The organism is Ruegeria sp. SAZA006 (assembly GCF_059613465.1).
In genome coordinates this window covers 42465-63830 of sequence record NZ_JBXWSO010000004.1, presented here as the reverse complement: position 1 = coordinate 63830, position 21366 = coordinate 42465, and the positions used below count along the sequence as shown (strand labels likewise).

At 63.9% G+C, this 21366-nt stretch carries 20 protein-coding genes; 6 read left to right on the top strand and 14 right to left on the bottom strand.

The annotated features are described in order from the left end of the window. Positions 1-42: 42 nt before the first annotated feature. On the top strand, positions 43-738 hold the full coding sequence (locus AC2FNZ_RS02955) for a CDP-alcohol phosphatidyltransferase family protein (protein ID WP_093962794.1): 696 nt from the start codon (positions 43-45) through the stop codon (positions 736-738). Positions 739-768: 30 nt separating this feature from the next. Here AC2FNZ_RS02955 and AC2FNZ_RS02950 read toward each other — a convergent pair whose 3' ends face one another. The 8 genes from AC2FNZ_RS02950 to AC2FNZ_RS02915 all read right to left on the bottom strand — a co-directional run bounded on the left by AC2FNZ_RS02950 (position 769) and on the right by AC2FNZ_RS02915 (position 11387). Further along, positions 769-1236 carry a hypothetical protein gene (locus AC2FNZ_RS02950; protein ID WP_093962795.1) on the bottom strand — a complete coding sequence of 156 codons (468 nt, stop codon included), beginning with the start codon at positions 1234-1236 and terminating at the stop codon, positions 769-771. Positions 1237-1312: 76 nt separating this feature from the next. After that, positions 1313-1768: a methylated-DNA--[protein]-cysteine S-methyltransferase gene (locus AC2FNZ_RS02945; protein WP_170337504.1), complete on the bottom strand. Its 456-nt coding sequence runs from the start codon at positions 1766-1768 to the stop codon at positions 1313-1315. An 83-nt stretch (positions 1769-1851) separates the two neighbouring features. Further along, complete coding sequence (gene ileS / locus AC2FNZ_RS02940) at positions 1852-4770, bottom strand: isoleucine--tRNA ligase (RefSeq protein WP_496839500.1); 2919 nt, start codon at positions 4768-4770, stop codon at positions 1852-1854. Between the two features lie 166 nt (positions 4771-4936). Beyond that, entirely contained in the window at positions 4937-7663 is a 2727-nt protein-coding gene (locus AC2FNZ_RS02935; protein ID WP_496839499.1) for a DUF2339 domain-containing protein, read from the bottom strand. Between the two features lie 107 nt (positions 7664-7770). Continuing rightward, entirely contained in the window at positions 7771-8481 is a 711-nt protein-coding gene (locus tag AC2FNZ_RS02930; protein ID WP_496839497.1) for a VIT1/CCC1 transporter family protein, read from the bottom strand. A 60-nt stretch (positions 8482-8541) separates the two neighbouring features. Next, positions 8542-9531, bottom strand: coding sequence for a YcjF family protein (locus AC2FNZ_RS02925; protein ID WP_496839496.1), 990 nt, complete (start codon positions 9529-9531; stop codon positions 8542-8544). 3 nt (positions 9532-9534) lie between these two features. Continuing rightward, entirely contained in the window at positions 9535-9978 is a 444-nt protein-coding gene (locus AC2FNZ_RS02920; protein WP_496839495.1) for a GNAT family N-acetyltransferase, read from the bottom strand. Next, positions 9975-11387, bottom strand: a complete 1413-nt coding sequence (locus AC2FNZ_RS02915; RefSeq protein WP_496839493.1) for a YcjX family GTP-binding protein — start codon at positions 11385-11387, stop codon at positions 9975-9977. The genes AC2FNZ_RS02920 and AC2FNZ_RS02915 overlap by 4 nt, the downstream gene beginning before the upstream one ends. 112 nt (positions 11388-11499) lie before the next feature. Here AC2FNZ_RS02915 and truA point away from each other — a divergent pair, with 112 nt between their 5' ends. After that, a complete protein-coding gene (gene truA / locus AC2FNZ_RS02910) occupies positions 11500-12267 on the top strand; it encodes a tRNA pseudouridine(38-40) synthase TruA (protein ID WP_496839492.1) in 768 nt (255 codons plus the stop codon). Positions 12268-12269: 2 nt separating this feature from the next. Here the strand turns inward: truA and AC2FNZ_RS02905 are convergent, their stop codons facing one another. The 4 genes from AC2FNZ_RS02905 to AC2FNZ_RS02890 form a co-directional block, all read right to left on the bottom strand. Further along, positions 12270-13205 carry a nickel/cobalt transporter gene (locus AC2FNZ_RS02905; protein ID WP_496839491.1) on the bottom strand — a complete coding sequence of 312 codons (936 nt, stop codon included), beginning with the start codon at positions 13203-13205 and terminating at the stop codon, positions 12270-12272. Further along, entirely contained in the window at positions 13190-13819 is a 630-nt protein-coding gene (locus AC2FNZ_RS02900; RefSeq protein WP_496839490.1) for a DUF1007 family protein, read from the bottom strand. Before AC2FNZ_RS02900 ends, AC2FNZ_RS02905 begins: the two co-directional genes overlap by 16 nt. An 86-nt stretch (positions 13820-13905) precedes the next feature. Continuing rightward, positions 13906-14721, bottom strand: coding sequence for a thioesterase family protein (locus tag AC2FNZ_RS02895; protein WP_496839489.1), 816 nt, complete (start codon positions 14719-14721; stop codon positions 13906-13908). Between the two features lies 1 nt (position 14722). Then, on the bottom strand, positions 14723-15958 hold the full coding sequence (locus tag AC2FNZ_RS02890; RefSeq protein ID WP_496839488.1) for an acyl-CoA dehydrogenase family protein: 1236 nt from the start codon (positions 15956-15958) through the stop codon (positions 14723-14725). Between the two features lie 129 nt (positions 15959-16087). Between AC2FNZ_RS02890 and AC2FNZ_RS02885 the strand changes: the two genes are divergently transcribed. After that, entirely contained in the window at positions 16088-17023 is a 936-nt protein-coding gene (locus AC2FNZ_RS02885) for a 2-hydroxyacid dehydrogenase (protein WP_496839487.1), read from the top strand. Positions 17024-17030: 7 nt separating this feature from the next. On the opposite strand, the gene AC2FNZ_RS02880 is transcribed toward AC2FNZ_RS02885, so the two are convergent. Then, positions 17031-17387: a hypothetical protein gene (locus AC2FNZ_RS02880; protein WP_170456201.1), complete on the bottom strand. Its 357-nt coding sequence runs from the start codon at positions 17385-17387 to the stop codon at positions 17031-17033. 177 nt (positions 17388-17564) lie between these two features. On the opposite strand from AC2FNZ_RS02880, the gene AC2FNZ_RS02875 reads away from it, so the two are divergent. The 3 genes from AC2FNZ_RS02875 (at position 17565) to AC2FNZ_RS02865 (ending at position 19877) form a co-directional block, all read left to right on the top strand. Further along, positions 17565-18398, top strand: coding sequence for a bifunctional allantoicase/(S)-ureidoglycine aminohydrolase (locus tag AC2FNZ_RS02875; RefSeq protein WP_496839486.1), 834 nt, complete (start codon positions 17565-17567; stop codon positions 18396-18398). A gap of 111 nt (positions 18399-18509) precedes the next feature. Next, positions 18510-18833: a hypothetical protein gene (locus AC2FNZ_RS02870; protein WP_093962808.1), complete on the top strand. Its 324-nt coding sequence runs from the start codon at positions 18510-18512 to the stop codon at positions 18831-18833. A 54-nt stretch (positions 18834-18887) separates the two neighbouring features. After that, complete coding sequence (locus AC2FNZ_RS02865; protein ID WP_496839485.1) at positions 18888-19877, top strand: type I glyceraldehyde-3-phosphate dehydrogenase; 990 nt, start codon at positions 18888-18890, stop codon at positions 19875-19877. A gap of 40 nt (positions 19878-19917) precedes the next feature. On the opposite strand, the gene AC2FNZ_RS02860 is transcribed toward AC2FNZ_RS02865, so the two are convergent. Then, positions 19918-21345: a uracil-xanthine permease family protein gene (locus AC2FNZ_RS02860; RefSeq protein WP_170337488.1), complete on the bottom strand. Its 1428-nt coding sequence runs from the start codon at positions 21343-21345 to the stop codon at positions 19918-19920. Positions 21346-21366: the final 21 nt, after the last annotated feature.

The following is a 21366-nucleotide window of genomic DNA, read 5'->3' as shown; positions in this document are numbered from 1 at the left end:
TTTGCTTTGCATCTCGGGCGCGCATCGTACATGACACGGGTCATGACACTCAGATTCAAAGCCTTAGCCGTTCACCTGTTTACCGCGACCGGAGCCGTATTTGCGATGCTGGCCATGCTGGCCGCGGTCGAGGAAAAGTGGAGCCTGATGTTTCTGTGGCTGGTCGTTTCGTTCATCGTCGACGGAATCGACGGCCCCTTGGCGCGGCACTATCACGTCAAAAAGAACGCGCCCGAGTTCGACGGTGTCCTGCTGGACCTGATCATCGACTATCTGACCTACGTCTTCATTCCGGCCTACGCGCTGTTCAAATCCGGCTTGATGGACGGCTGGACCGGTTGGTTCGCGATCATCGTCATCACCTTCGCCAGCGCGATGTATTTTGCCGACACGCGTATGAAAACAAAGGACAATTCCTTTTCCGGTTTTCCCGGTTGTTGGAACATGGTCGTGGTGGTGATCTTTGCGCTAAAGCCCGACTTCTGGTTCAGCCTCGTCCTTGTGGCGCTGCTGGCCGTTGCAATGTTTCTGCCCCTGAAATTCATTCACCCCGTGCGCACGGAACGCTGGCGCAACCTGTCCCTGCCCATGGCCTTCGCCTGGACATTTTTCGCCGGATGGGCCGCTTGGGTGGATTTTCACCCGCAAAGCTGGGCGCATTGGGGTCTGGTGGTGACCAGCCTGTACCTGGTCTCGGCAGGGATCGCCCAGCAAATCATGCCGCCGAGCCGCGACTGAGACGCGGCCCGAACGGGCGCAAATCACAGGTCAGAGAATTTCCCGGATCTCGAACTCGGTGCCATTGTGGGTGAAGACGTCCCCCTTGCGCATTCCGGCCATGGCCAGATAGATCGGGCTTTGGGTTGAAATCCCCATATATGTTTCGCCGTCCACGTCGAACTTGGTGGTCGATACGCAGACGACGAAATGCCGATCCCCCAGCCAGACTACGGCGCCCGGCTGCACGGTATCCGTCAGGCTGAAATCGGTGTTTTCGATCACGTCAATCTTGGCATGGTGCGCATGCACCGGCCCGTCAAACGCTGCGGCCAGATCTGCGCTTTCGCGCGATGCCGCGATATCATCCTTGTCGTGGCCTTCCCGGTCATCCAATTTGGACTCTTTCTGAAAGGCATCGTGGTGCGCCTGCGCCGTCGCCAACTCCTGTGCCTCCAACGCCATCAATTGGTCAATGATGGCCTTCTTCCGGGCGGCGGGGTCAATTTTCGCAGTCATGAATTGCAGTCCTTCGGGTTCGAAAACTGTCTCAGGTTGGGACGCTTTGCAAAAGATTGCAACCGGATTCCGGTGGTCAGATCAGCAGACTGGCAGCGCCCTCGTGACGCAACAGGGCAACCTTGCCCTCAACCCCGCCCTGCCCCGAGAACCCGCCAAGCCCGCTTGCCGCCAGAACGCGGTGACATGGAATGATCACCGGGATCGGGTTGGCACCACAGGCCTGCCCGACAGCTTGCGCCGGACACCCAAGATCCTGCGCGATATCACCGTAGGTCCGTGTGTCACCGAAAGGAATCGCGGACATCAAGTCGCAGACCTGCTTCTGGAACTCGGACCCAACGACACGCAGCGGCAAGTCGAACTTTTGCAACCGGCCCTCGGCATAGGCCCTGATTTGCAACCCCGCTTCGATCAGCAGCGGGGTCCTCTCACCCGTTGTGTGACCGTCCCACACCAGACTGGTGATGGCACCGTCCTCTTCTTCTATCCCAAGGCATCCGAACTGGGTTTCCACTGCAATCATCGGCATGGGCGCAGAGTTTCAGATCAGCGGGTGCGTCGCAAGCCGCAAGAAAAACCCCCGCGCGATGGCGGGGGTTTCAGGGATCATTTTCAGCTCAGCGCCGTATCGCATCGGCCGCAGACGCCGGGGTGGGCGTGACGTCCCACATCCGGCAGGATCTTCCAGCAGCGCTGGCATTTGGCCCCTTCGGCCTTTTCGAACACGACGCCGACGCCCTCGATCTCGGGCAGGCGGAACGCCTCGGCCGGGGCCGGGTCGGCGGTGACGGTCAGGCCCGAAGTGATGCAAAGGTCATCCACGTCGAAGGTCGCCAGCAGGTCGCGGGTTTCGGCATCCTCGACATGCACGACCGGCGCGGCTTCGAGGCTGGAGCCGATAACCTTGTCGCGGCGCTGCACTTCCAGCGCGGCGGTCACCGCACGGCGCACACGGCGGATCTTGGCCATGTTTTCTTCGAGAGCGGGATCGCGCCAATCGGTGGGCGTGTCGGGGAAGTCGACCAGATGCACCGAGCTGTCCTCGCCCGGGAACCGCTCGAGCCAGACCTCTTCCATCGTGAAGACCAGAACCGGCGCCAGCCAGGTGGTCAGTCGGTGGAACAGGATATCCAGCACCGTGCGCGCGGCCCGGCGGCGCGGGGTGTCGCCATCGCAATACAGCGCATCCTTGCGCACGTCGAAATAGAAGGCCGACAGGTCAACGGTGGCAAAGTTGAACACCGCGCTGAACACGCCCTGGAAGTCGAACGCAGCATAGCCCTTGCGGACCTGCTCGTCCAACTCGGCCAGGCGGCTGAGTACCCAGCGTTCCAGACGCGGCATCTCGGCCGGGTCGATCCGGTCGGCCTCGGTGAAGTCAGCCAGCGAACCCAGCATGAAGCGCATCGTGTTGCGCAGCCGGCGATAGCTGTCGGCGACCCCTTTCAGGATTTCCGGCCCGATCCGCTGGTCGGCGGTATAGTCGGTCTGGGCCACCCACAGGCGCAGGATGTCGGCACCGTATTGCTTGACGACCTCTTCCGGCACGATGGTATTGCCGAGCGATTTGGACATCTTGTTGCCCTTCTCGTCCAGCGTGAACCCGTGCGTGACCACGTTGCGATACGGTGCGCGGCCGATCGTGCCACAGGCCTGCAACATCGAGGAATGGAACCATCCGCGGTGCTGGTCGGTGCCCTCCATGTAGACATCGGCAATGCCGTCGTCGGTGCCATCTTCACGGTCGCGCAGAACGAACGCATGGGTCGAGCCCGAGTCGAACCACACATCCAGTACGTCGAACACCTGGTCATAGTCGTCGGGGTTCACGATACCGTCCAGAACCTGCTGTTTGAACCCGTCAGTGTACCAGACATCGGCACCGTGTTCTTCGAACGCGGCCTTGATGCGGGTGTTCACATCCGCGTTGCGCAGCAGATAGTCCGCGTCGGTGGGCAGAGCGCCCTTCTTGGTGAAGCACGTGAGTGGCACACCCCAGGCACGCTGGCGCGACAGAACCCAGTCGGGGCGCGCCTCGATCATCGAATACAGGCGGTTGCGGCCCGACGGCGGCGTCCACTTCACCAGTTCGTCGATCGAGCGCAGGGCGCGTTCGCGGATAGTGCCGCCCATTTCGTCCATGCCGTCGTCCAGCTTGCGGTCGACGGACACGAACCATTGCGGCGTGTTGCGATAGATGATCGGCGCCTTGGACCGCCACGAATGCGGATAGCTGTGCTTGATCTTGCCGCGCGCCAGCAACCCGCCGACCTCGGCCAGCTTGTCGATCACGGCCTTGTTCGCGTCGCCCTCGCCGCCCTTGCGCGACAGGATGTACTTGCCGCCGAAGAACGGCATGTCAGAGCGGAAGCTGCCGTCGTCCATCACGTTGTAGGTGATGACCTGCTCAAGCATGCCCAGATCGCGGTACAGCTCGAACTCCTCCATCCCGTGCGAGGGCGCGCAATGGACGAAACCGGTGCCTTCGGTATCGGTCACGAAATCGGCCGCGCGGAAATCGCGGATGTCGTCCCATTCGCCGTTGGACCCTTCGGCCCCTGCCAGCGGGTGCTGCAGCTGGATCTTGGCCAGATCGTCCTGGGTGACGTCACACAGGCGGCGGTACATGGTGTCGTCCAGTCGCGCCCGCGCGAACACGTCGGCGGCCAGATTGTCGGCCAGCAGGTAGCGGTCACCGATCCGGGCCCAGCATTCCTCGGGGCGGCCGGTCACTTCGTACAGCCCGTACGAGATGTCCTTGCCATACACCACGGCCTTGTTCGACGGCATGGTCCAGGGCGTCGTGGTCCAGATCACCACATAGGCGTTGTCCAGCGTGGTGTCGCCGGTGTCCACCACCTTGAACTTCACCCAGATGGTGAAGCTTTCCTTGTCGTGATACTCGACCTCGGCCTCGGCCAGGGCGGTCTTTTCGATCGGCGACCACATCACCGGTTTCGAGCCCTGATACAGCGTTCCGTTCATCAGGAACTTCATGAACTCGTCCGCGATCACCGCCTCGGCGTGATAGTCCATGGTGATGTAGGGATCGGCCCAGTTGCCGGCGATGCCCAGACGCTTGAACTCTTCGCGCTGGATGTCGATCCAGCCCTCGGCGAACTTGCGGCATTCCTGGCGGAAGTCGATGACCGGAACCTCGTCCTTGTTCTTGCCCTTCTTGCGGTACTGTTCCTCGATCTTCCATTCGATCGGCAGGCCGTGACAGTCCCAGCCGGGCACATAGCGCGCATCAAAGCCCATCATCTGATGCGACCGCACGATCATGTCCTTGATCGTCTTGTTCAACGCGTGGCCGATATGCAGGTGCCCGTTGGCATAGGGCGGGCCGTCATGCAGTGTGAAGGGCTTGCGACCCTGTTTGTCGCGCAGGCGGTCATAGACGCCAATCTTCTCCCAGCGGTCCAGCCATGCGGGCTCGCGCTTGGGCAGGCCGGCGCGCATGGGGAATTCGGTTCGGGGCAGGTTCAGCGTGTCTTTGTAGTCGGGTGTCTGGGTCGTGTCGGCGCACATGGAGAGGCGTCCCTTGGATGATCTTGGCGTGTTTGGATCGAAGCGGTCGGTGCGATGAACTCAAGCACCTTTGCCCGGCGTCTCGGAAACTCAGAGCGCCGGGGAAATAATTCGAATGATAATGGCCAGAACGTCTTGCATGGCCGGGCTTATAGGCCGCTTGCGTCTATTGGTCCAGAGCTTCCGGCCCCTGCGGCGAATGGCGCAGCTTGGCCCAGCGGTTCAGCCATGCAAGACCCGCCAGCGCCAGCCCCAAGGCCAGCAACGAAAACACCCGGATCAGACCGCCCAGCCCCGAGATGTCGATCAGGAACACCTTGGCCACCGCCAGCCCTATCACCGCCAGCCCGGCTTTGCGCATTACGTCCGACCGACGCGCCAGCGACTGATAGAACAGCGCCGCTCCGATCACCAGCAGGGCGAGCGTGTAGGAATAAAGCTCGGGCTGGGATACGCCGTTGCCTTCATACATTCCTGCCGCGCCCTGCCAGAAATGCCGGATGGTCAGGCCCAGCCACAAGGCGCCCAGCGCAATGGTCACCCCCTGACAGGCCAGCCGCAACTGCGCCGGCATCGTGGGGATCCGCCACGCGGACAGGCCGATGACGAGGGCCGGCAGCAGATAGGCAATGGCCAGCGTGTTCACGATCGGAGGCCCCAGAACAGGATCTGCCCCAAAACGCAAAACAGGGTTGGCCACTGTCGCAGCCAGCGCCAGCCACAACAGGCCATGCGCGGCAAAGAACACGCCCAGTGCGACCCGAACCCAATTCAGTCGCCCGCCCAGCGCAAAGCGCTGCACCTGCGCAAAGGCCAGCAGCAGCCAAATGGCCGACAGCAGGCCCAGCCCCCAATGGCTGTCGTCGGCACCGCCCTCGCCCAGCCCTTCCAGCCAGCGCAACAGCAGCAGAGACACCAGAACGCCGCCCGTCGCCCACGCTGCGCTGTCCAGCATGACATTGGCGACCGGGCGGTCCAACGGGCGCAGCATCCACCATGCGGCAAGATAGCCTGCAACCGCAGCCCCATAGACCAGCGCCATTTCCACAACCGGCGCGTGCAGCGCCCAGTCCAGGCCTGGATTCAGGATCAGTCGGAACGTGACGGTGACGACTCCGGCCCAGATGAACCAGCTCATCGGTGGCAGGTTGAACCGCCGGTCCAGCGCTGCCGCCGCGATGATCGTGACCACGAAAGCGATGGTCAGCGCCGCCGAGCTGAGCACGATCACGCAGCCGAAGGTCAAGCAGGACAAGGCCGACAGCGTGGCCAAAGCCGGACGCATCCGGGCCTCGCCATCCACGCGGGCAAAGCGCTCGGCCAGTACCACCATCAGCGCCGCAAGCGCGACCGCATGCAAGGCCCAGGGGTAGGCGCCGATCACGCTGGCAGGACGCCAGCCAAGCTCAAGCGCGATGGCCAGCGCCGGGGCGTACAGCGCGGCGGCAGCGGCCCAGACCAGCGGGTACCGTCCACCCCGGAACGACCGCCATGCCGCCAGAAGAGAGATCATCGCGCCCAACGCAACCAGCAAGGTCACGGCCAACGGAAAAGCAGCCTCGGGCGTTTCGGAATAGGTCTGCCAGAACCCACGCGCCACCGCGCCGCCATCAAATCCATGCGTGAACACGAAACCACCCAGACCCACGGCGGGCAGCGCGGTCATGTCCTGCAGGGCCGGCGCGTCCTTGGCCCAGATCAGCAGGGCAAACGTCAGGCCCGCCAGCAGGATCACACCCAGCCAGAACTCACCGCTCGAATCCGCCCATTGCAGTGCCAGAATGGCCGAGCTTGCCAGCACCGCCCCAAAGGCCAGGCGCGTCGGAAATTCGGGCCACGGACCCCTCGCTTTTCTGACAAGGATTTCGCTGAACATCGCGCCGTCATGATCGGGCCAGATCCGGCGCACGGGAATGGCAATGGCGATCACGGCAACGGCGGCCACGTAGACGAGGAAAGCCGGTTCCGTGATCGGCGAACCCATCACCAGCAAAAGGCCCGCCAAATAGGCGCCCACCAGCGACATCACCGACACCCAGGCCCAGCGCCGCACCGTGTCGATCCCTAGCCCCAGCCCGGTGATCACGAAGAAATATACGTACAGCCAAGACGGGTCAGCCGAGCCGCCACCCACGACGAATGGCGCGGCAAAGGCGCCGATCAACCCGATCGCCGCCAGCAGCGGGCCGTGGAACCAGCCAAGTACCAGCCCGACTAGAGCGATGGCGATCATGCCTGCCAAGGCCGCCTCGGGGCCGATCAAGTCATAGAGCTGACGCGCCGCCAGCACACCGCCGAACAGCGTGACCAGCCCCGCGCCGGAAAATACCGAAGGCAGGTAGGCGGTGGCCGACGACTCGTCATCGCCATACCGACGCCGCACAATTTCACCCGCCACGATCAGCAGCGCGCCGAAGCCCAGGGCCGCCAACACGCGCGCGGTAGGCGGCAGCAAACCGTTCTCGACCCCGTATTGCACGAGGAAGATCCCCGCCAGCGCCAGCGACAGAGCGGATACGGCATAGAACCAGTTCTCGCGCAGCCACGCGCCCAGATCGTCGAACCGCTCGGCGCGGAACACCACTGCCGCCGGAGGCGATGCACTCTCAGTAACAGCTGCCGACTCTTCAGGGTCAGGCCGTTGGTCCGGCGTCGGTGGGCTTTCCTGTTTCGGTGAACCCCAAGGGGCCGGCCGCGGTTCAGGCGTCGGCGCTTCGATTGGCGCGGACTGCGTCTTTGGTGGCCGCTCCGCGTCCGGTTGCTGCTCGGCACCCAACCGACTCTCCAACTGCTCGACCCGCCGCCGCAGACGGGCATGGCCGACCAGCAAGACGACAATAGATACCGGCATCGCCAAAACGACCAAGCCAACAAGAACAAGCAGAGATTCCAAACCGCACCTCCGGGCAAATCTGCATTACAGGCTATCCTGTGCAGGCGCGGTAAGACAGTCGGGAAATCCCTAATGGTTTCAGCCTGTTGCGATCTGACGCCAGTGATCTAAGGATGGAACAGAGACCCGACGAGATAGGCAATTGCCGCCGCCGCTCCACCAATCGCCAGCGTCTCAAGCCCCGAGCGCCACCAAGGCGCCAGCGACCACCGGCTTTTCATCGCGCCGATGGCAAAGAACACGCCCAGCGTCATCAGGACCGAGGCTGGAAACGCGCCCTCGACACCCAACAGGAACGGCACGAGCGGGACCATGCCGGCCACGACAAAGGCCGCGAACGTGGCCGCTGCGGCCTTGAGCGGATGCGGATCGACGCTGCCCAGCCCGTATTCGCCCTCGATCATCAGGTTGATCCAGGTGTCACGATCCGCGGTGATCGCGTCGGTTGCCTGTTCCAGCACCCGGCCTGACAAGCCCTTGCGGGACAGGATCTCCAGCACTTCGCCGCGCTCGCCGTCGGGGTAGAGGCGGATGTGGCGCTCTTCGATGGCGCGGATCCGGCGGATATTGTCCAACTCGGCCTTGGTCCCCGAGTAATTGCCCGCCGCCATCGAGAACCCGTCAGCCAGCACGTTTGCCAAACCCAAAGCCACTATGACGAAGGGCGACAGCCCAGCCCCGGCGACGCCTGCCACGATGGCCAGCGTGGTCACCGATCCGTCGATCCCGCCATATACCACGTCACGCAGGACCCCGCGCCCGGGTGGGGCGTCGATCCGGTCTGCGATTTCCTGTTGGGTGTGGCCGTGATCCGCCATGGCTGGTCTCCCTTCCAAGAGATTGTGCCCTGCGTGGCGGCCCGATGGCTTTGCGGCAGATCAACCCTTGGAAAACAGCCCGCCCAGCGCGCGCGAAACCATGCCGCGGGTCGACGGCCTGTGCCGGTCCGAGAAGGGCAGCGGGCGGCAGACCTCCATCGCAGCCACGCCGACGCGGGCGCTGAGGGCGCCGTTGACCAGTCCTTCGCCAAAGCGGCGCGACAGCTTGCTGAGGACCGACCCGCCCAGAACCGGTTCGAGCAGGTCGTCACCCACGGCCACCGCACCGGTGGCCACCAGGTGAACGAACACCGCACGGGTCAACCGCCAGCCCCCCAGAAACCCGGCCCGCCCGCCATAGATCTCGGCAATCCGGCGGATCATCCGCAGCGAGGCCAGCAGCGCCGTCGCCACATCTGCCAGCGCCAGCGGAACCAGCGCCGTCACGGTCGCGACCTGGCGCGCGGCGGCCTCGACCTCGCGGCTGGCGGCTGCGTCCAGCGGGGCCAGCAATTCGTCCTCGACCAGTCCCAGCAGGCCCGAGGCGTCGAACTGTTCCTCAATCCGTTCGGCCAGACGGTCGCGGCCCCAGCGCGTATCCTCGCGCCCGCGATAGAACGCGATCAGGCGCTGCGTCACGGCCCGGGCCTGCGCCAGATCGGCATCGGCCAGCGCGGCATCGGCGGCGCGGCGCATCCCGTCCACCCGCGACAGCCGGCCCAGCGCGGCCAGTTCGCGCAGCGCGATCAGCAGGGCCACCAGCACCAGCGCGCAGATCAGGCCGGTCACGATCCAACCCAGCACCGGAACGCTGGCGATCAACGAGGTGGCAAAGTTCCATGCGGCGACAGAGACCGCCGCCCCCACGACCGCCAACGCCAGCCCCCAGAACCACCGGCCCAGAACCGATGGCTTGCGCGCGGCCAGTCGTGCCGCGGCCTGCATCGCCTGCCCCTGGGGCGGCGCGATATCCGGTACCGGCGCGGCCTTCGATACGTCGGCGGCCGGGGCATCCTCGTCAAGCTCGATCAGAACCGGACCCTTGGCCATGCATCACTCCTTCCGTCGCCAGACGAACCGAATGTCCGGCAGCTGTTCATCATTGTCGGCCCCGTCGCTGCGCGCCACTTCGACAAAGCCGTGCCGTTGGTAGAACCGGCACGCGCCCGTGTTGGCCTGAAACGCATACAGCGCCAGTTCGCGGCGACCTGCCTTGGCGCTGTCCAGCAATTGTGCGCCGATCCCCTGATTTCGCGCGGCGGGGCTTAGGTACAGGCAATGAACCTCGGTCCCGTTCACGGCCAGAAAGCCAGCGACCTTGCCGCCATGTTCGGCAGTCGTGACCCATCCATTGTCGATCATCCGCCCGCAAAAGGCGATGGCTTCGGCACCGGAATGTAGCTCGGGCATCCAGTCGTTTTCGCGTGCAAAGCCGTGCAGGATCTCTCCGACCGCCCCGGCGTCGAGGCTGCGCGCGGGCCTGAGGGTGACAGTCACAGCCGGTCTCCGATCAGGAACTGCGCGGCGCGGTCCAGCCGGATATGCGGCGGGCCATCACCGGGGCGCAGCGACAGATGCGCCGGGGCAAAGGCCATGAACCCGTAATCCTCGCCCAGCCAGGTGTCGGCCCCCTTGCGCGCAGGATTAAGCAGATGGGCGGGGTCTTCAGGCAGCTCTCCGGGATAGAAGGCCGCCTGTTTTCCATTCTCCAAAGTTCCGCGCACGCAAGGCAGTTCGATGCTGTTGTGATTGCGGATCTCTTCGGTCGTCACGCGCAGCGCGGCGATGGACATGGCGGCGGTCTCGGCCCCGGCGAACCTGGCGCGGTCGCGCGCCTCGCGGGTCAGTGCCTCCATGATCGCGGTCAGGCGCGGGTGCTGCAGGTGGTGCAGGTGATCAGCCTTGGTGGCCGCGAACAGGATGCGTTCGACCCGCTTGCCCAGCAGCAGCTGGCTGAGCCATGCATTGCGGCCGGGCCGGAAGGCCGACAGGATATCGCCCATGGCGCGGCGCATGTCCTCGACCGCCTGCGGCCCCTTGTGGATCGCGCCCAGCGCATCCACCAGCACCACCTGCCGGTCGATCCGGGCGAAATGATCCCGGAAAAAGGGCTTCACGACCTGCGCCTTGTAAGCCTCGAACCGGCGCTCCATCTCGCGGTGCAGGCTGCGGCGGCGCGAGGCGCCCTCGACCGGCAACGGCGCAAAGGTCAGCACCGGCGACCCGGCCAGATCACCCGGCAGCAGGAACCGGCCCGGCGTGCAGTCGTAGAAACCCGCATCCCGCGCGGCGGCCAGATAGTCGGCAAAGTCCCGCGCCAGGGCCTGCGCGGTGGGTTCATCATGAGGGCTGGCCGGGTCTACGGACTTGATCTGGGCTAGGAAATCGGCGGCTGCCGGTCGCTGCGCGATCCGCTCCAGCGTTTCGCGCGACCAGTCGTCATAGGTTTTTTCGAGCAGGGCCAAATCCAGCAGCCACTCGCCGGGATAGTCGACGATGTCCAGATGCACGGTGCGCGGCCCCTGCAGGCCGGCCATCAACCCGGCGGGGCGGGCTTTGAACGACAGGCGCAGCTCGGACACGGCGCGGGTGCTGTCGGGCCAGTGGGGCTGCGGCCCAGTCAGGGCCGACAGGTGCGATTCATAGTCGAACCGGGGCACGGTGTCGTCGGGCTGCGGCTGCAGGTAGGCGGCGTTGATTCGCCCCTCCTGCTGGGCGACCAGGCCGGGCATCCGCCCCCGGTCCAGCAGGTTGGCCACCAGCGACGTGATGAACACCGTCTTGCCCGACCGCGCCAGACCGGTGACGCCCAGCCGCACGACCGGTTCGAAAAACGTCTCGGACACGCGGTCGCCGACGGATTCGACGCCGCGCACAAGACTGTCTGCCAGTGATGAGATGACCAAACCGCCGCCCCGCATTTCTTGTTTGTCCCAAGATAGGTAGCCGCTGCCCCGGTTGCCAGCGCTTTTGCCGCCTGCCCTTGCCCGGGCGCGTCCGGCAGGGTACCAGCAGCCCATGCCCAGATACGCGTTGAAAGTCGAATACCAAGGTGCGCCGTTTGCCGGATGGCAGCGGCAGAAAGAGCTGCCCTCGGTCCAGGGCGCCATCGAGGCGGCCTTGTCGAAACTGCAGCCCGGTGCGCACACGATCGCGGCCGCGGGGCGCACGGATGCGGGTGTTCACGCGCTGGGGCAAGTGGCCCATTGCGACCTTGAAAAAGACTGGGACCCGTTCCGCCTGTCCGAGGCGCTGAACTATCACCTCAAGCCGTTGCCGGTGGCGATTCTCAAGGCCGCGCGGGTGGCGGATGACTGGCATGCGCGGTTCTCGGCCATCGAGCGGCAATACCTGTTCCGCATCCTGATCCGCCGTGCGCCCGCGACCCATGACAAGGGCCAGGTCTGGCAGATCGGGCATCCGCTGGATGTCGCCGCGATGCAGGAAGGGGCCGACATGCTGATCGGGCGGCACGATTTCACCACCTTCCGGTCCTCGATCTGTCAGGCGGCCAGCCCGGTCAAGTCGCTGGACGAGCTGCGCGTCGAACAGGTTCAGGGCTTTTCCGGCCCCGAGGTGCATTTCCACGTCCGCGCCCGGTCCTTCCTGCACAACCAGGTCCGCAGTTTCGTCGGCACGCTGGAACGGGTCGGCGCGGGCGCTTGGACACCGCAGGACGTGCGCGATGCGCTCGAGGCCGCCGACCGCGCGGCCTGCGGGCCGGTCTGCCCGCCGCAAGGATTGTACCTGGCGCGGGTGGGCTATCCCGATCCTGTTTTCGACTGACGTCAGAGCGCGCGCAGCAGCAATCCGCCCGCGATCACTGCGATCAGCAGCCCGGCCACCAGTTCGATCGTGGGTGCCAACACGGCCGCGAACCGCGTGGCCGAGGCCGAGGCCAGCAACCCGCCCCGCAACCCGAACGACGTCCAGCCAACCAGGGTGGTGACGGTCGCGGTGCCCAGCGCCATGGCAAAGGCCCCGGCGATACCGACCATCGCGATGCCCATCTGCCAGGTCAGGATCAGCACGAACAAGGCCCCGGTACAGGGTCGCGCGGCGATGCCGGCGATCAGGATCAGCGCCTCGCGCAGGCTGCCGACCTGGGCCACCTCTTCGGCGGTGGGGCCGTGACGATGCCCGCAATCGGAACAAACCTCACCGTCGTGATGGTGATGATGCCCGTGATCATGATGATGGTGATGGTCGTGCGGGGCACTGTCCGCACGACCGCGCCGGGCGAAACTGCGCAGCGATCGCAGAACCAGCCACAGCCCGATGGCCGCGATCGCGCCATAGCTGACCGGGGCCATGATCTGTTCGGTGGTGCCGACCAGGCTTTCCCGCGACATCTGGAACACCAGAACGCCTGCATAAACCAGAACGATCGCCGTCACGGCCTGCCCCAGCGAGGACATTACGCTGATCGCCGACAGGCGCAGAAAGGCGACATTGCGGCCCAGCCCGTACCCGCCGATCAGCACCTTGCCATGACCCGGCCCCACCGCATGGAAGAACCCATAGGCAAAGCAGACGGCCAGCAGCGTGGCCACGGCTTCGGGCTGTTCGGCCCGCGCGGCCCGCAGGGCACGGGCGATCTGGTTCTGAAATTCCCGCTGCTCGCCCGCGGCCCAGGAGGCGAGGCTGTCAAACCCTCCGCTGCCCCAGAACCACAGCAGCAGCGCAATCGCCAGTCCGACCGGCAGGATCAGGTAGCGGGACATGAAACGCGGATCTCGGTGGCAAAGCGTTCACCGACCAGAGGGATGTCGTTCTCCTCGAGGTCATAGTCGGCGTCCAGGGTCAGCAGAAAGGCCTGCATCTGGGCCAGTTCGCCGTCGATATCCGGCTCGAACCTGTCGATCCGGCAGGTTTCAGGTCCGGATACGGTGACCGGGCGCGTCACCTCGTAGGCGGTATAGAATGTCTCATCATAGGGTTTGGCCGACAGAGCCTGCGCGGTTACTGGCTCGCCCTCGACCTTGCGCAGATGGGTTGTCACGATGCGGCCATCCTCGGTCGTGGCGCGCGGCTCCAGCGGACCGGACAAGGCAACCGGCTGATCGGGGGCCAGGATGACGAGATCACCGTTGTATCCTTCGACCCACTGCGCGTCGAAACCGGCGAGGCGCTGCTCTTCCGCCTCGGACAGTACGCCGTCGCCGTCCTGATCCAACCTCATGTCTTCAAGCACCAGCAGCGAGTAGAACTCGTCATAGGCCCAGGTAACGCGGACATGCGTCAGGTTGCCCGACTCGTCCACGATGAATTCCAGCCCGGTGTCGATGAAGACATGCGGGTGCGACACCGCGGAAAACGGCAGGCAACAGGCGATCAAGGTGGGTATCCAGCGCATGAACGCGAAGATAGGGTGCCCGACCGGCGCTGGCAACGCGGTTCGGCGGGGAGAACGGATTTTGCCGCTCATTTCGGCGGAAACAGGACCAGCGTCTGCAGCGCCGTGCCGATCGGCCCTTGAGTATCATACAGAACCGACTGCGACATCCCGATGCCGCTGGGTTGCCAGTGTGACACGGAATCCGAGGCGAGCCAGTCGGACATCGGCTCGCGGTGGATCTGCACCGTCAGGTCGGTGTTCATGAACCCCATTTCCGAGGTCGGCGCATTCCACGAAATGCCGTTGCCACAATCGGCCAGCGGGCATAGCGACTGGATCGGCGAGGTGTTTTCGCCCTCGAGCAGAGGCGGGGTGCGCATCCAAATGGTTTTTGGGCCCGCCCCCTGATTACCGCCTTTGGGATAGGCCACCTCGGAATGATGGGCAAAGCCGGGCAGGTCATGCCGCATTTCACCGATGGGAAACGGGCCGTCTTCGATCTGCGAAAGGTCGGGGGCTTGGATCGCCACATTCGGCACCGGCCCCAGATCCCGGCGCGCCAGATGCATCGTGGTGGCGGTGGCGCACAGCGTGTCGTCCAGATCGTGCACGGTGACACGCGTGGTGGCCAGCGTCTTGGTGTGGCGCACGGTTTCGGCGGCCACGCGCAAACCGGACAGAGGCAGCGGGCGCAGCAGATCGACGGTCAGGCGGGTCAGCATCTTGTCGGGACCGACCTCGATCTCGGCCGCGCGCACGATCAGGCCCGCAACCGGGCCGGCATGACAGTGGTCGGCCGACCACGGCCCGCGCGCCGGGTCATTGCCGACAAAGGCCCCGTCGGGCGCGACCCGGAAATAGGCGGTCTCACCCACCACTGGCTGCATCGCCGCGTCCTGCATGTCAGATCTTTTCCTGAGTGTGCTTCTTCAGCTCGGCCCGCGCCACCTGACGGCGATGCACCGCATCCGGGCCATCGGCCAGCCGCAACGTGCGCACATGCGTCCAGGCGGTGGCCAGCGGCGTATCCTGGCTGACGCCCTGCCCGCCGAACATCTGCACCGCCTCGTCGATCACCTTCAGCGCGACGCGCGGTGCCACGACCTTGATCTGGCTGATCCACGGGGCCGCTGCGCGCGCATCGCCCTGATCCATGTACCATGCAGCCTTCAGACACAGCAGGCGGGCCATCTCGATCTCTATCCGGCACTCGGCGATGATGTCGAAATTGGCACCCAGCTGCGCCAGCTTCTTGCCGAAGGCTTCGCGCTGCAGGGCGCGTTTGCACATCTGCTCCAGCGCCATCTCGGCCTGGCCGATTGCGCGCATGCAGTGATGGATGCGACCGGGCCCGAGGCGCCCCTGCGCGATTTCGAACCCGCGGCCCTCGCCCAGCAGGATGTTCTCGGCCGGCACCCGGACATCGGTGAACCGGATATGCATGTGCCCGTGCGGCGCGTCGTCATGGCCGTACACTTCCATCGGGCGCAGGATCTCGATCCCCGGCGTGTCGGCGGGCACCACGATCATCGACTGGCGCTTGTGCTTGGGCAGGTCGTCGCCGCCGGTCTTGACCATCACGATGTAGACCTTGCAGCGCGGATCGCCCGCGCCGGACGACCACCATTTCTCGCCATTCAGAACATAGTCGTCCCCGTCCCGCACACAGGACATCGAGATATTCGTGGCATCCGACGAGGCCACATCCGGCTCGGTCATCAGATAGGCCGAGCGGATCTCGCCCTCGAGCAGCGGTTTGAGCCACTGCGCTTTCATCTTCTCGGTGCCGTAGCGCTCGAACACCTCCATGTTCCCGGTATCGGGGGCGGAACAGTTGAACACCTCGGCGCCCAGCGGGGTCTTGCCCATCTCTTCGGCGAAATAGGCGTACTCGACCGTGGTCAGGCCGAACCCCTTGTCGCTGTCGGTCAGCCAGAAGTTCCACAGACCGGCCGCCTTGGCCTTGGCCTTCAAACCCTCGAGGATCTCGGCCTGGCGTTCGGTGTACTGCCAGCGGTCGCCCTTGTTGATCTCGGCCTGGTATTCCTCTTCCAAGGGCATGATTTCGTTGCGGATCATGTCGCGGACCCGCTCAAGCAGCGCCCGGTTCTCCTCGCGCAAGACGAATGACATGTTCATGAAGAATCCTCCGTAGTTCCCGGAACCGGGCTTTACCTTTGCGCCGAGGATGGCTTAGCTGCAGCAACTGTGTCCAGCCGCGTGACGGCACGTCACTTGCAATCAATTTGAAACGGAAGAGGGGTGCAGATGGCGTTGTTGATCGATACCGGCCTGTCCGACTGGATGAGCGATGCCGAGATTGCCGAAGAAGTACGGCGACATGCACCAACGGCCGATGTGCGCACGCCAAGCACCATTGGTGACCCGGCCGAGGTCACCATGGTGGCGGTTGTCGCCCTGCGGGACGATCACGCGAGTCGCCTGCCCAATCTGCAGTTGGTGCAAAAGTTGGGCGCCGGGGTCGAGACAATCGTGTCGAACCCCGCCCTGCCCGCGCATGTTCGCGTGGCCCGCCTGAAACCGGACGCCCCGGCGCAAGGCATCGCAGAGTGGTTTCTGGCCTATATCCTGTACGCTCACCGGAACATGGGCTTTCACGCGGACGCTCAGCGGCGGGCCGAGTGGCGGCCCAAAGCGCCGGTGCTGACATCTGACACCGTAGTCGGAGTTCTGGGGCTGGGCCATATCGGCAGCCGTACCGCCTGCATGCTGCGCGATGTCGGGTTTCAGGTCATCGGCTGGAGCCGGTCACCCAAGCAAATCGAAGATGTCACCTGTCTGCACGGGCAGGATGCTTTGCCGGGAATGCTGGGCGGTTGCGACCATGTCTGCGCGATCCTGCCCTCGACCCCCGAAACCATCGGCTTGTTCGACGCAGAAATGCTCAGCGCAATGAAGGACGGCAGCCAGTTGTTGAATGCGGGACGTGGCGGCCTGATCGACGAAACAGCCTTGATCGAGGCACTTGACCGGGGTCGTCCGGGCCATGCGGTTCTCGATGTGACCTCACAAGAGCCATTGCCCGAAGACAGCCCTTTATGGCGGCACCCGTCGGTCACGATCACACCGCACGTGTCGGGATGGCATCTGGGTGATGCGTTGGCGGATGTCGCCCAGAACTTTCTGCGGCTGAGCGCAGGTCAGCCCCTGCTGTACGAGGTTGATCGCAGCCGCGGTTACTGAGCCGCGATTACGGCGTCAGAATCCAATTGCCGCTGGCATCCTTGCACTGACGGGTGCGGATTTCCGGGTTGGGCGCCGCCCCGGACGGCTGCACAAAGTGCTGGAAGTGAACGCAGTTGTCCTTCACGTCCCGTATCCTGACCGTGCCTTTGGTGCCCGTTTTCTCGTTGACCCAGTTCCGCTCCTGCCCAACGCTTGGGGTTCCGCCTGCCAGCATCGAAGACGTCGTCGCGTCCAGAACTTGGTAGTCTTCCGGGCTCAGCCCCATTTCGGCGATGATCCGGGACAGAGGCTTGGCATCGACCGCCCCCACGACACCCGACAAAAACAGCGCAAACAGGGCAGCAGGCAACCGGACAGTCATAAGGAACTCGCTTTCGTGAAAATTGAACTGCACCAAGAATATACATCCGAGCAATCAGGGCCAAGCCCCCGCGGCCGGACCTTCAAATAATGCCGAACAAACCTATTGGACTGCTGGCGCTATCCGCCTGCTGCTGATGTGACCATAGTAACCGGAAACCAAGCTTGAGGCACAGGAATGGCTCATCAAAACTACTACGCGCCCACCGGCGGGCTTCCGGACCAGACGCAGCTGCTAACTGACCGCGCCATGTTCACTGACGCCTATGCCGTCATCCCGAAAGGCACGATGCGCGACATCGTGACCAGCTTTCTGCCTTTTTGGGAACAGACCCGACTGTGGGTCCTGTCGCGTCCCCTTAGCGGGTTTGCCGAGACGTTTTCGCAATACATCATGGAGGTCCAGCCGGGCGGCGGCAGCGATACGCCCGAGACGGACCCGGAAGCCCAAGGCGTGCTCTTCGTCGTCGAAGGGTCGGTTACCCTGACCCTGGCGGGGCAGGTCCACGTGCTGGACACAGGGGGCTATGCCTACATTCCGCCCGGGTCCGATTGGACCTTGCACAACCGCTCTGACGCCGTGGCCCGGTTCCATTGGGTGCGCAAGGCCTATGAGGCCGTACCCGGATTGCCAGCCCCCGATCCGATCATCACCAACGAACGCGACGTCGCCCCAACCCCAATGCCCGGCACCGAAGGTCGGTGGGCCACCACGCGCTTCGCGGACCCGAATGATCTGCGCCATGACATGCATCTGAACATTGTCACGTTTGAACCGGGCGGGGTCATCCCCTTTGCCGAAACGCATGTCATGGAACACGGGCTTTATGTGCTTGAGGGAAAGGCCGTCTATCGACTGAATCAGGATTGGGTCGAGGTCGAGGCCGGTGACTACATGTGGTTGCGTGCGTTCTGTCCTCAAGCCTGCTACGCGGGCGGGCCGGGGCGATTCCGGTATCTGCTCTACAAGGACGTCAATCGGCACATGCCGTTGAAACTGTCCACACGATGACCAGCAAAAGGTCCTGAAAACGGGCTTTTGCGTCGGCAGGGGTTCACAGGGACGGCGGAATTTGCTGAAATCAGAGGTGATTTCGTTTTGTTCATTCGTGGAGATTGGTCGATGAAACTGCGCGCCCCTCTGACGGCACTGGCCATGATCGGCCTGATGGTCGCCGTCGACACCGCCCCGGTCGAGGCGAAGGAAGCGACCAAAACCGTATCCGTCATGAGCCGCACATGGGCTGTGACGCAGGTTGCGGATGCCCCTGTCGTGTATCGTGCGACCCGCGACAACAACAACCTCAACCCGTTCGGCCCGCCGCCGCGCCTGCGCACGGTTCAGGCCATTGCGGCCATCCAGCAGGCAACCGGGTGCAAGGTGATCCGGTCAAGCATGTACCAGAATATTTCGGGCCAGTTCTTCTCCCAGGTCAGCTGCGGATAACGGAGACTCCATAGGGGCATTGAGGTCGGTCAGACGGCCTGCCATAGCTTGCGCATGAAACTCGCAATCAACGGATTCGGCCGCATCGGCCGCACGATCCTGCGGCAGGTCATGGCCCTGCCAGCGGGTTCGGATGTTCAAGTGGTGCTGATCAACGACATCGCACCGCTGGAAACCTGTGCCTATCTGTTCCAGTACGACAGTACGTTCGGCCCCTATGGCGGTTCGGTGGAAACCAGCGCCGGGGCCCTGCAAGTGGATGGACAATCGATTCCACTGAGCCACAGCGACGACCTTGCCGACGTCGATCTGTCCGGCGTGGACGTGATGCTGGATTGCACGGGTATCGCGCGCAGTTCGGACGTGGCGATCCGGGGCCTCCAGGCAGGGGCTGGCAAAGTGCTGATTTCCGGCCCGTCCCCGGCCGCCGAGACAACGATCGTTCTGGGTGCCAACGAAGACATGCTGGGCAATGCCCGGATTGTATCGAACGCGTCCTGCACCACCAACGCGCTGGCGCCGCTGGTCAAGGTGATCGACGAGATCGGGGGCATCGCCTCAGCGCACATGACCACGATTCACTGCTACACCAACAGCCAGCCGATGGTGGACGCTCCGCGTGGCGACCTGGCGCGGTCACGGGCCGGGGCCTTGTCGATGGTGCCCACAACGTCAAGCGCGACCCATCTGATCGACGTGATTCTGCCGCATCTGGCCGGGAGAATTTCCGGTGCGGCGGTGCGGGTGCCCACTGCCAGCGTCTCCGCCGTAGACCTGGTCGTGACCCTGCAAAAAGGAATGGAGCCCGAGCTGTTCTCGGCCGAATTGCGCCGCGCCGTCGAGGCATCAAAGGTGCTCGGCTGGACCGACTTGCCGCTGGTCTCGTCTGATCTGCGTGCGCGACCGGAATCGCTGGTGATTGCCGGACCGGAAACGCGGGTCGTCAGGCAAAACCAGGTTCGGGTTTTCGGATGGTACGACAATGAGTGGGGTTTTTCGGCCCGTATGCTCGATGTCGCCGGGATGATGGCCCAGTCGGAATAGCCCGCAGCGCGCTTGGCGCTGCAGGGCTGAGCTACAGGTTTCAGTCGTGCGGCAGACTGCCAGCGCCGTGACCGGCCATTCCGCCCGAGACCTCTTCGGTCGACTCCTCGGCCAGTTCATGCGGCAGAATGAGGTTCAGCACGATGGCGATCAGCGCTGCGGGCAACAGTCCGCTTGTCATCAGGATGCGGATTGTGTCCGGCAAGTGCTGAACCGCGCCGGGTTCCAGTTGCAAGCCAAGCCCGATCGACAGCGAGATAGCGAAGATCACCATGTTGCGGCGATTCCAGTCCACGTCAGACAACATCGAAATACCGGCAGCCACCACCATGCCGAACATGACGATCACGCCGCCCCCCAGAACTTCGATCGGAACAGTGCGTATTATTGCGCCGACCTTGGGAACAAGTCCGCACAGGATCAGGAACAGCGCACCAATCGTGACGACATGGCGACTCATGACACCGGTCATCGCGATCAGACCAACGTTCTGACTGAACGAGGTATTCGGCAAACCGCCAAAGATACCGGCGACCGCCGTACCCACACCATCTGCGTAGGTCGCTCCCGCGATTTCTTTGTCCGTGGCCTCGCGACCCGCGCCGCCTTTGGTAATGCCCGAAACGTCACCGACGGTTTCGACTGCTGACACGAAAGCCATGAGGCAGAACCCGATCACCGCCGCAAGCGAGAATTCGAACCCATATTTGAAGGGCACCGGCAGCGCGAAACCAGCGGCCCGCGACCAGCTTGTTCCAATGGTTTCGAACGTCACCATTCCGACCATCAGGGCGTAGACATAGCCGACAGCCAATCCGACCAGAACCGCAGACACCGACAGCATTCCGCGAGCAAAGAACTTGAGGCCCAGCGTGACGATCACGACGACCAGTGCCGCAGACCAGTTGAGCAGCGATCCGTATTCCGGCGTACCGATCGCAGGGACACCACCCGCCGCATACTGGATGCCGACCTTGACCAGTGCCAATCCGATCATCGTCACAACAAGGCCCGTGACCAATGGCGGCAGAGCGAAGCGAATCTTGCCAATGAACATCCCAAGGCAGGCGTGAAAGATACCGCCGATCAGAACGCCTCCGAACAGCGCAGCAAGGGCCTCGACGCCCTTGCCAGCCACCAATGGGATCATGATTGGCAGGAACGCAAAGCTTGTTCCCTGAACGATGGGCAATGCCGCACCAACCGGGCCCAGCGTGATGGTCTGCAACAAGGTCGCCAGCCCTGCAAACAGCATCGACATCTGGATCAGATACAGCAGTTCGGGAAAATCGGGCGAGTTCGACCCGAAGCCAAACCCGGCCGCACCGGCCACGATGATGGCGGGGGTCACGTTTGACACAAACATTGCCAGAACGTGCTGAATCCCGAGTGGTATCGCCTTGTGCAGCGCGGGCGTGTAATTCGGATCCCGAAGCTGATCGGGTGTTCCTATCGAAGTTTCGGCCATGATCTCAACTGTCTCCCTGTT

What these genes read in the sequence shown, in the direction of transcription:
- AC2FNZ_RS02955 (WP_093962794.1), top strand. Translation starts at nt 43, where the DNA reads ATGACACTCAGATTCAAAGCCTTAGCCGTTCACCTGTTTACCGCGACC.
- AC2FNZ_RS02875 (WP_496839486.1), top strand. Translation starts at nt 17,565, where the DNA reads ATGGCTCATCAAAACTACTACGCGCCCACCGGCGGGCTTCCGGACCAG.
- AC2FNZ_RS02945 (WP_170337504.1), bottom strand. Translation starts at nt 1,768, where the DNA reads ATGCCGATGATTGCAGTGGAAACCCAGTTCGGATGCCTTGGGATAGAA.
- AC2FNZ_RS02890 (WP_496839488.1), bottom strand. Translation starts at nt 15,958, where the DNA reads ATGAACATGTCATTCGTCTTGCGCGAGGAGAACCGGGCGCTGCTTGAG.
- AC2FNZ_RS02885 (WP_496839487.1), top strand. Translation starts at nt 16,088, where the DNA reads ATGGCGTTGTTGATCGATACCGGCCTGTCCGACTGGATGAGCGATGCC.
- AC2FNZ_RS02905 (WP_496839491.1), bottom strand. Translation starts at nt 13,205, where the DNA reads ATGTCCCGCTACCTGATCCTGCCGGTCGGACTGGCGATTGCGCTGCTG.
- AC2FNZ_RS02860 (WP_170337488.1), bottom strand. Translation starts at nt 21,345, where the DNA reads ATGGCCGAAACTTCGATAGGAACACCCGATCAGCTTCGGGATCCGAAT.
- AC2FNZ_RS02895 (WP_496839489.1), bottom strand. Translation starts at nt 14,721, where the DNA reads ATGCAGGACGCGGCGATGCAGCCAGTGGTGGGTGAGACCGCCTATTTC.
- AC2FNZ_RS02865 (WP_496839485.1), top strand. Translation starts at nt 18,888, where the DNA reads ATGAAACTCGCAATCAACGGATTCGGCCGCATCGGCCGCACGATCCTG.
- AC2FNZ_RS02925 (WP_496839496.1), bottom strand. Translation starts at nt 9,531, where the DNA reads ATGGCCAAGGGTCCGGTTCTGATCGAGCTTGACGAGGATGCCCCGGCC.
- AC2FNZ_RS02870 (WP_093962808.1), top strand. Translation starts at nt 18,510, where the DNA reads ATGAAACTGCGCGCCCCTCTGACGGCACTGGCCATGATCGGCCTGATG.
- ileS (WP_496839500.1), bottom strand. Translation starts at nt 4,770, where the DNA reads ATGTGCGCCGACACGACCCAGACACCCGACTACAAAGACACGCTGAAC.
- truA (WP_496839492.1), top strand. Translation starts at nt 11,500, where the DNA reads ATGCCCAGATACGCGTTGAAAGTCGAATACCAAGGTGCGCCGTTTGCC.
- AC2FNZ_RS02880 (WP_170456201.1), bottom strand. Translation starts at nt 17,387, where the DNA reads ATGACTGTCCGGTTGCCTGCTGCCCTGTTTGCGCTGTTTTTGTCGGGT.
- AC2FNZ_RS02950 (WP_093962795.1), bottom strand. Translation starts at nt 1,236, where the DNA reads ATGACTGCGAAAATTGACCCCGCCGCCCGGAAGAAGGCCATCATTGAC.
- AC2FNZ_RS02930 (WP_496839497.1), bottom strand. Translation starts at nt 8,481, where the DNA reads ATGGCGGATCACGGCCACACCCAACAGGAAATCGCAGACCGGATCGAC.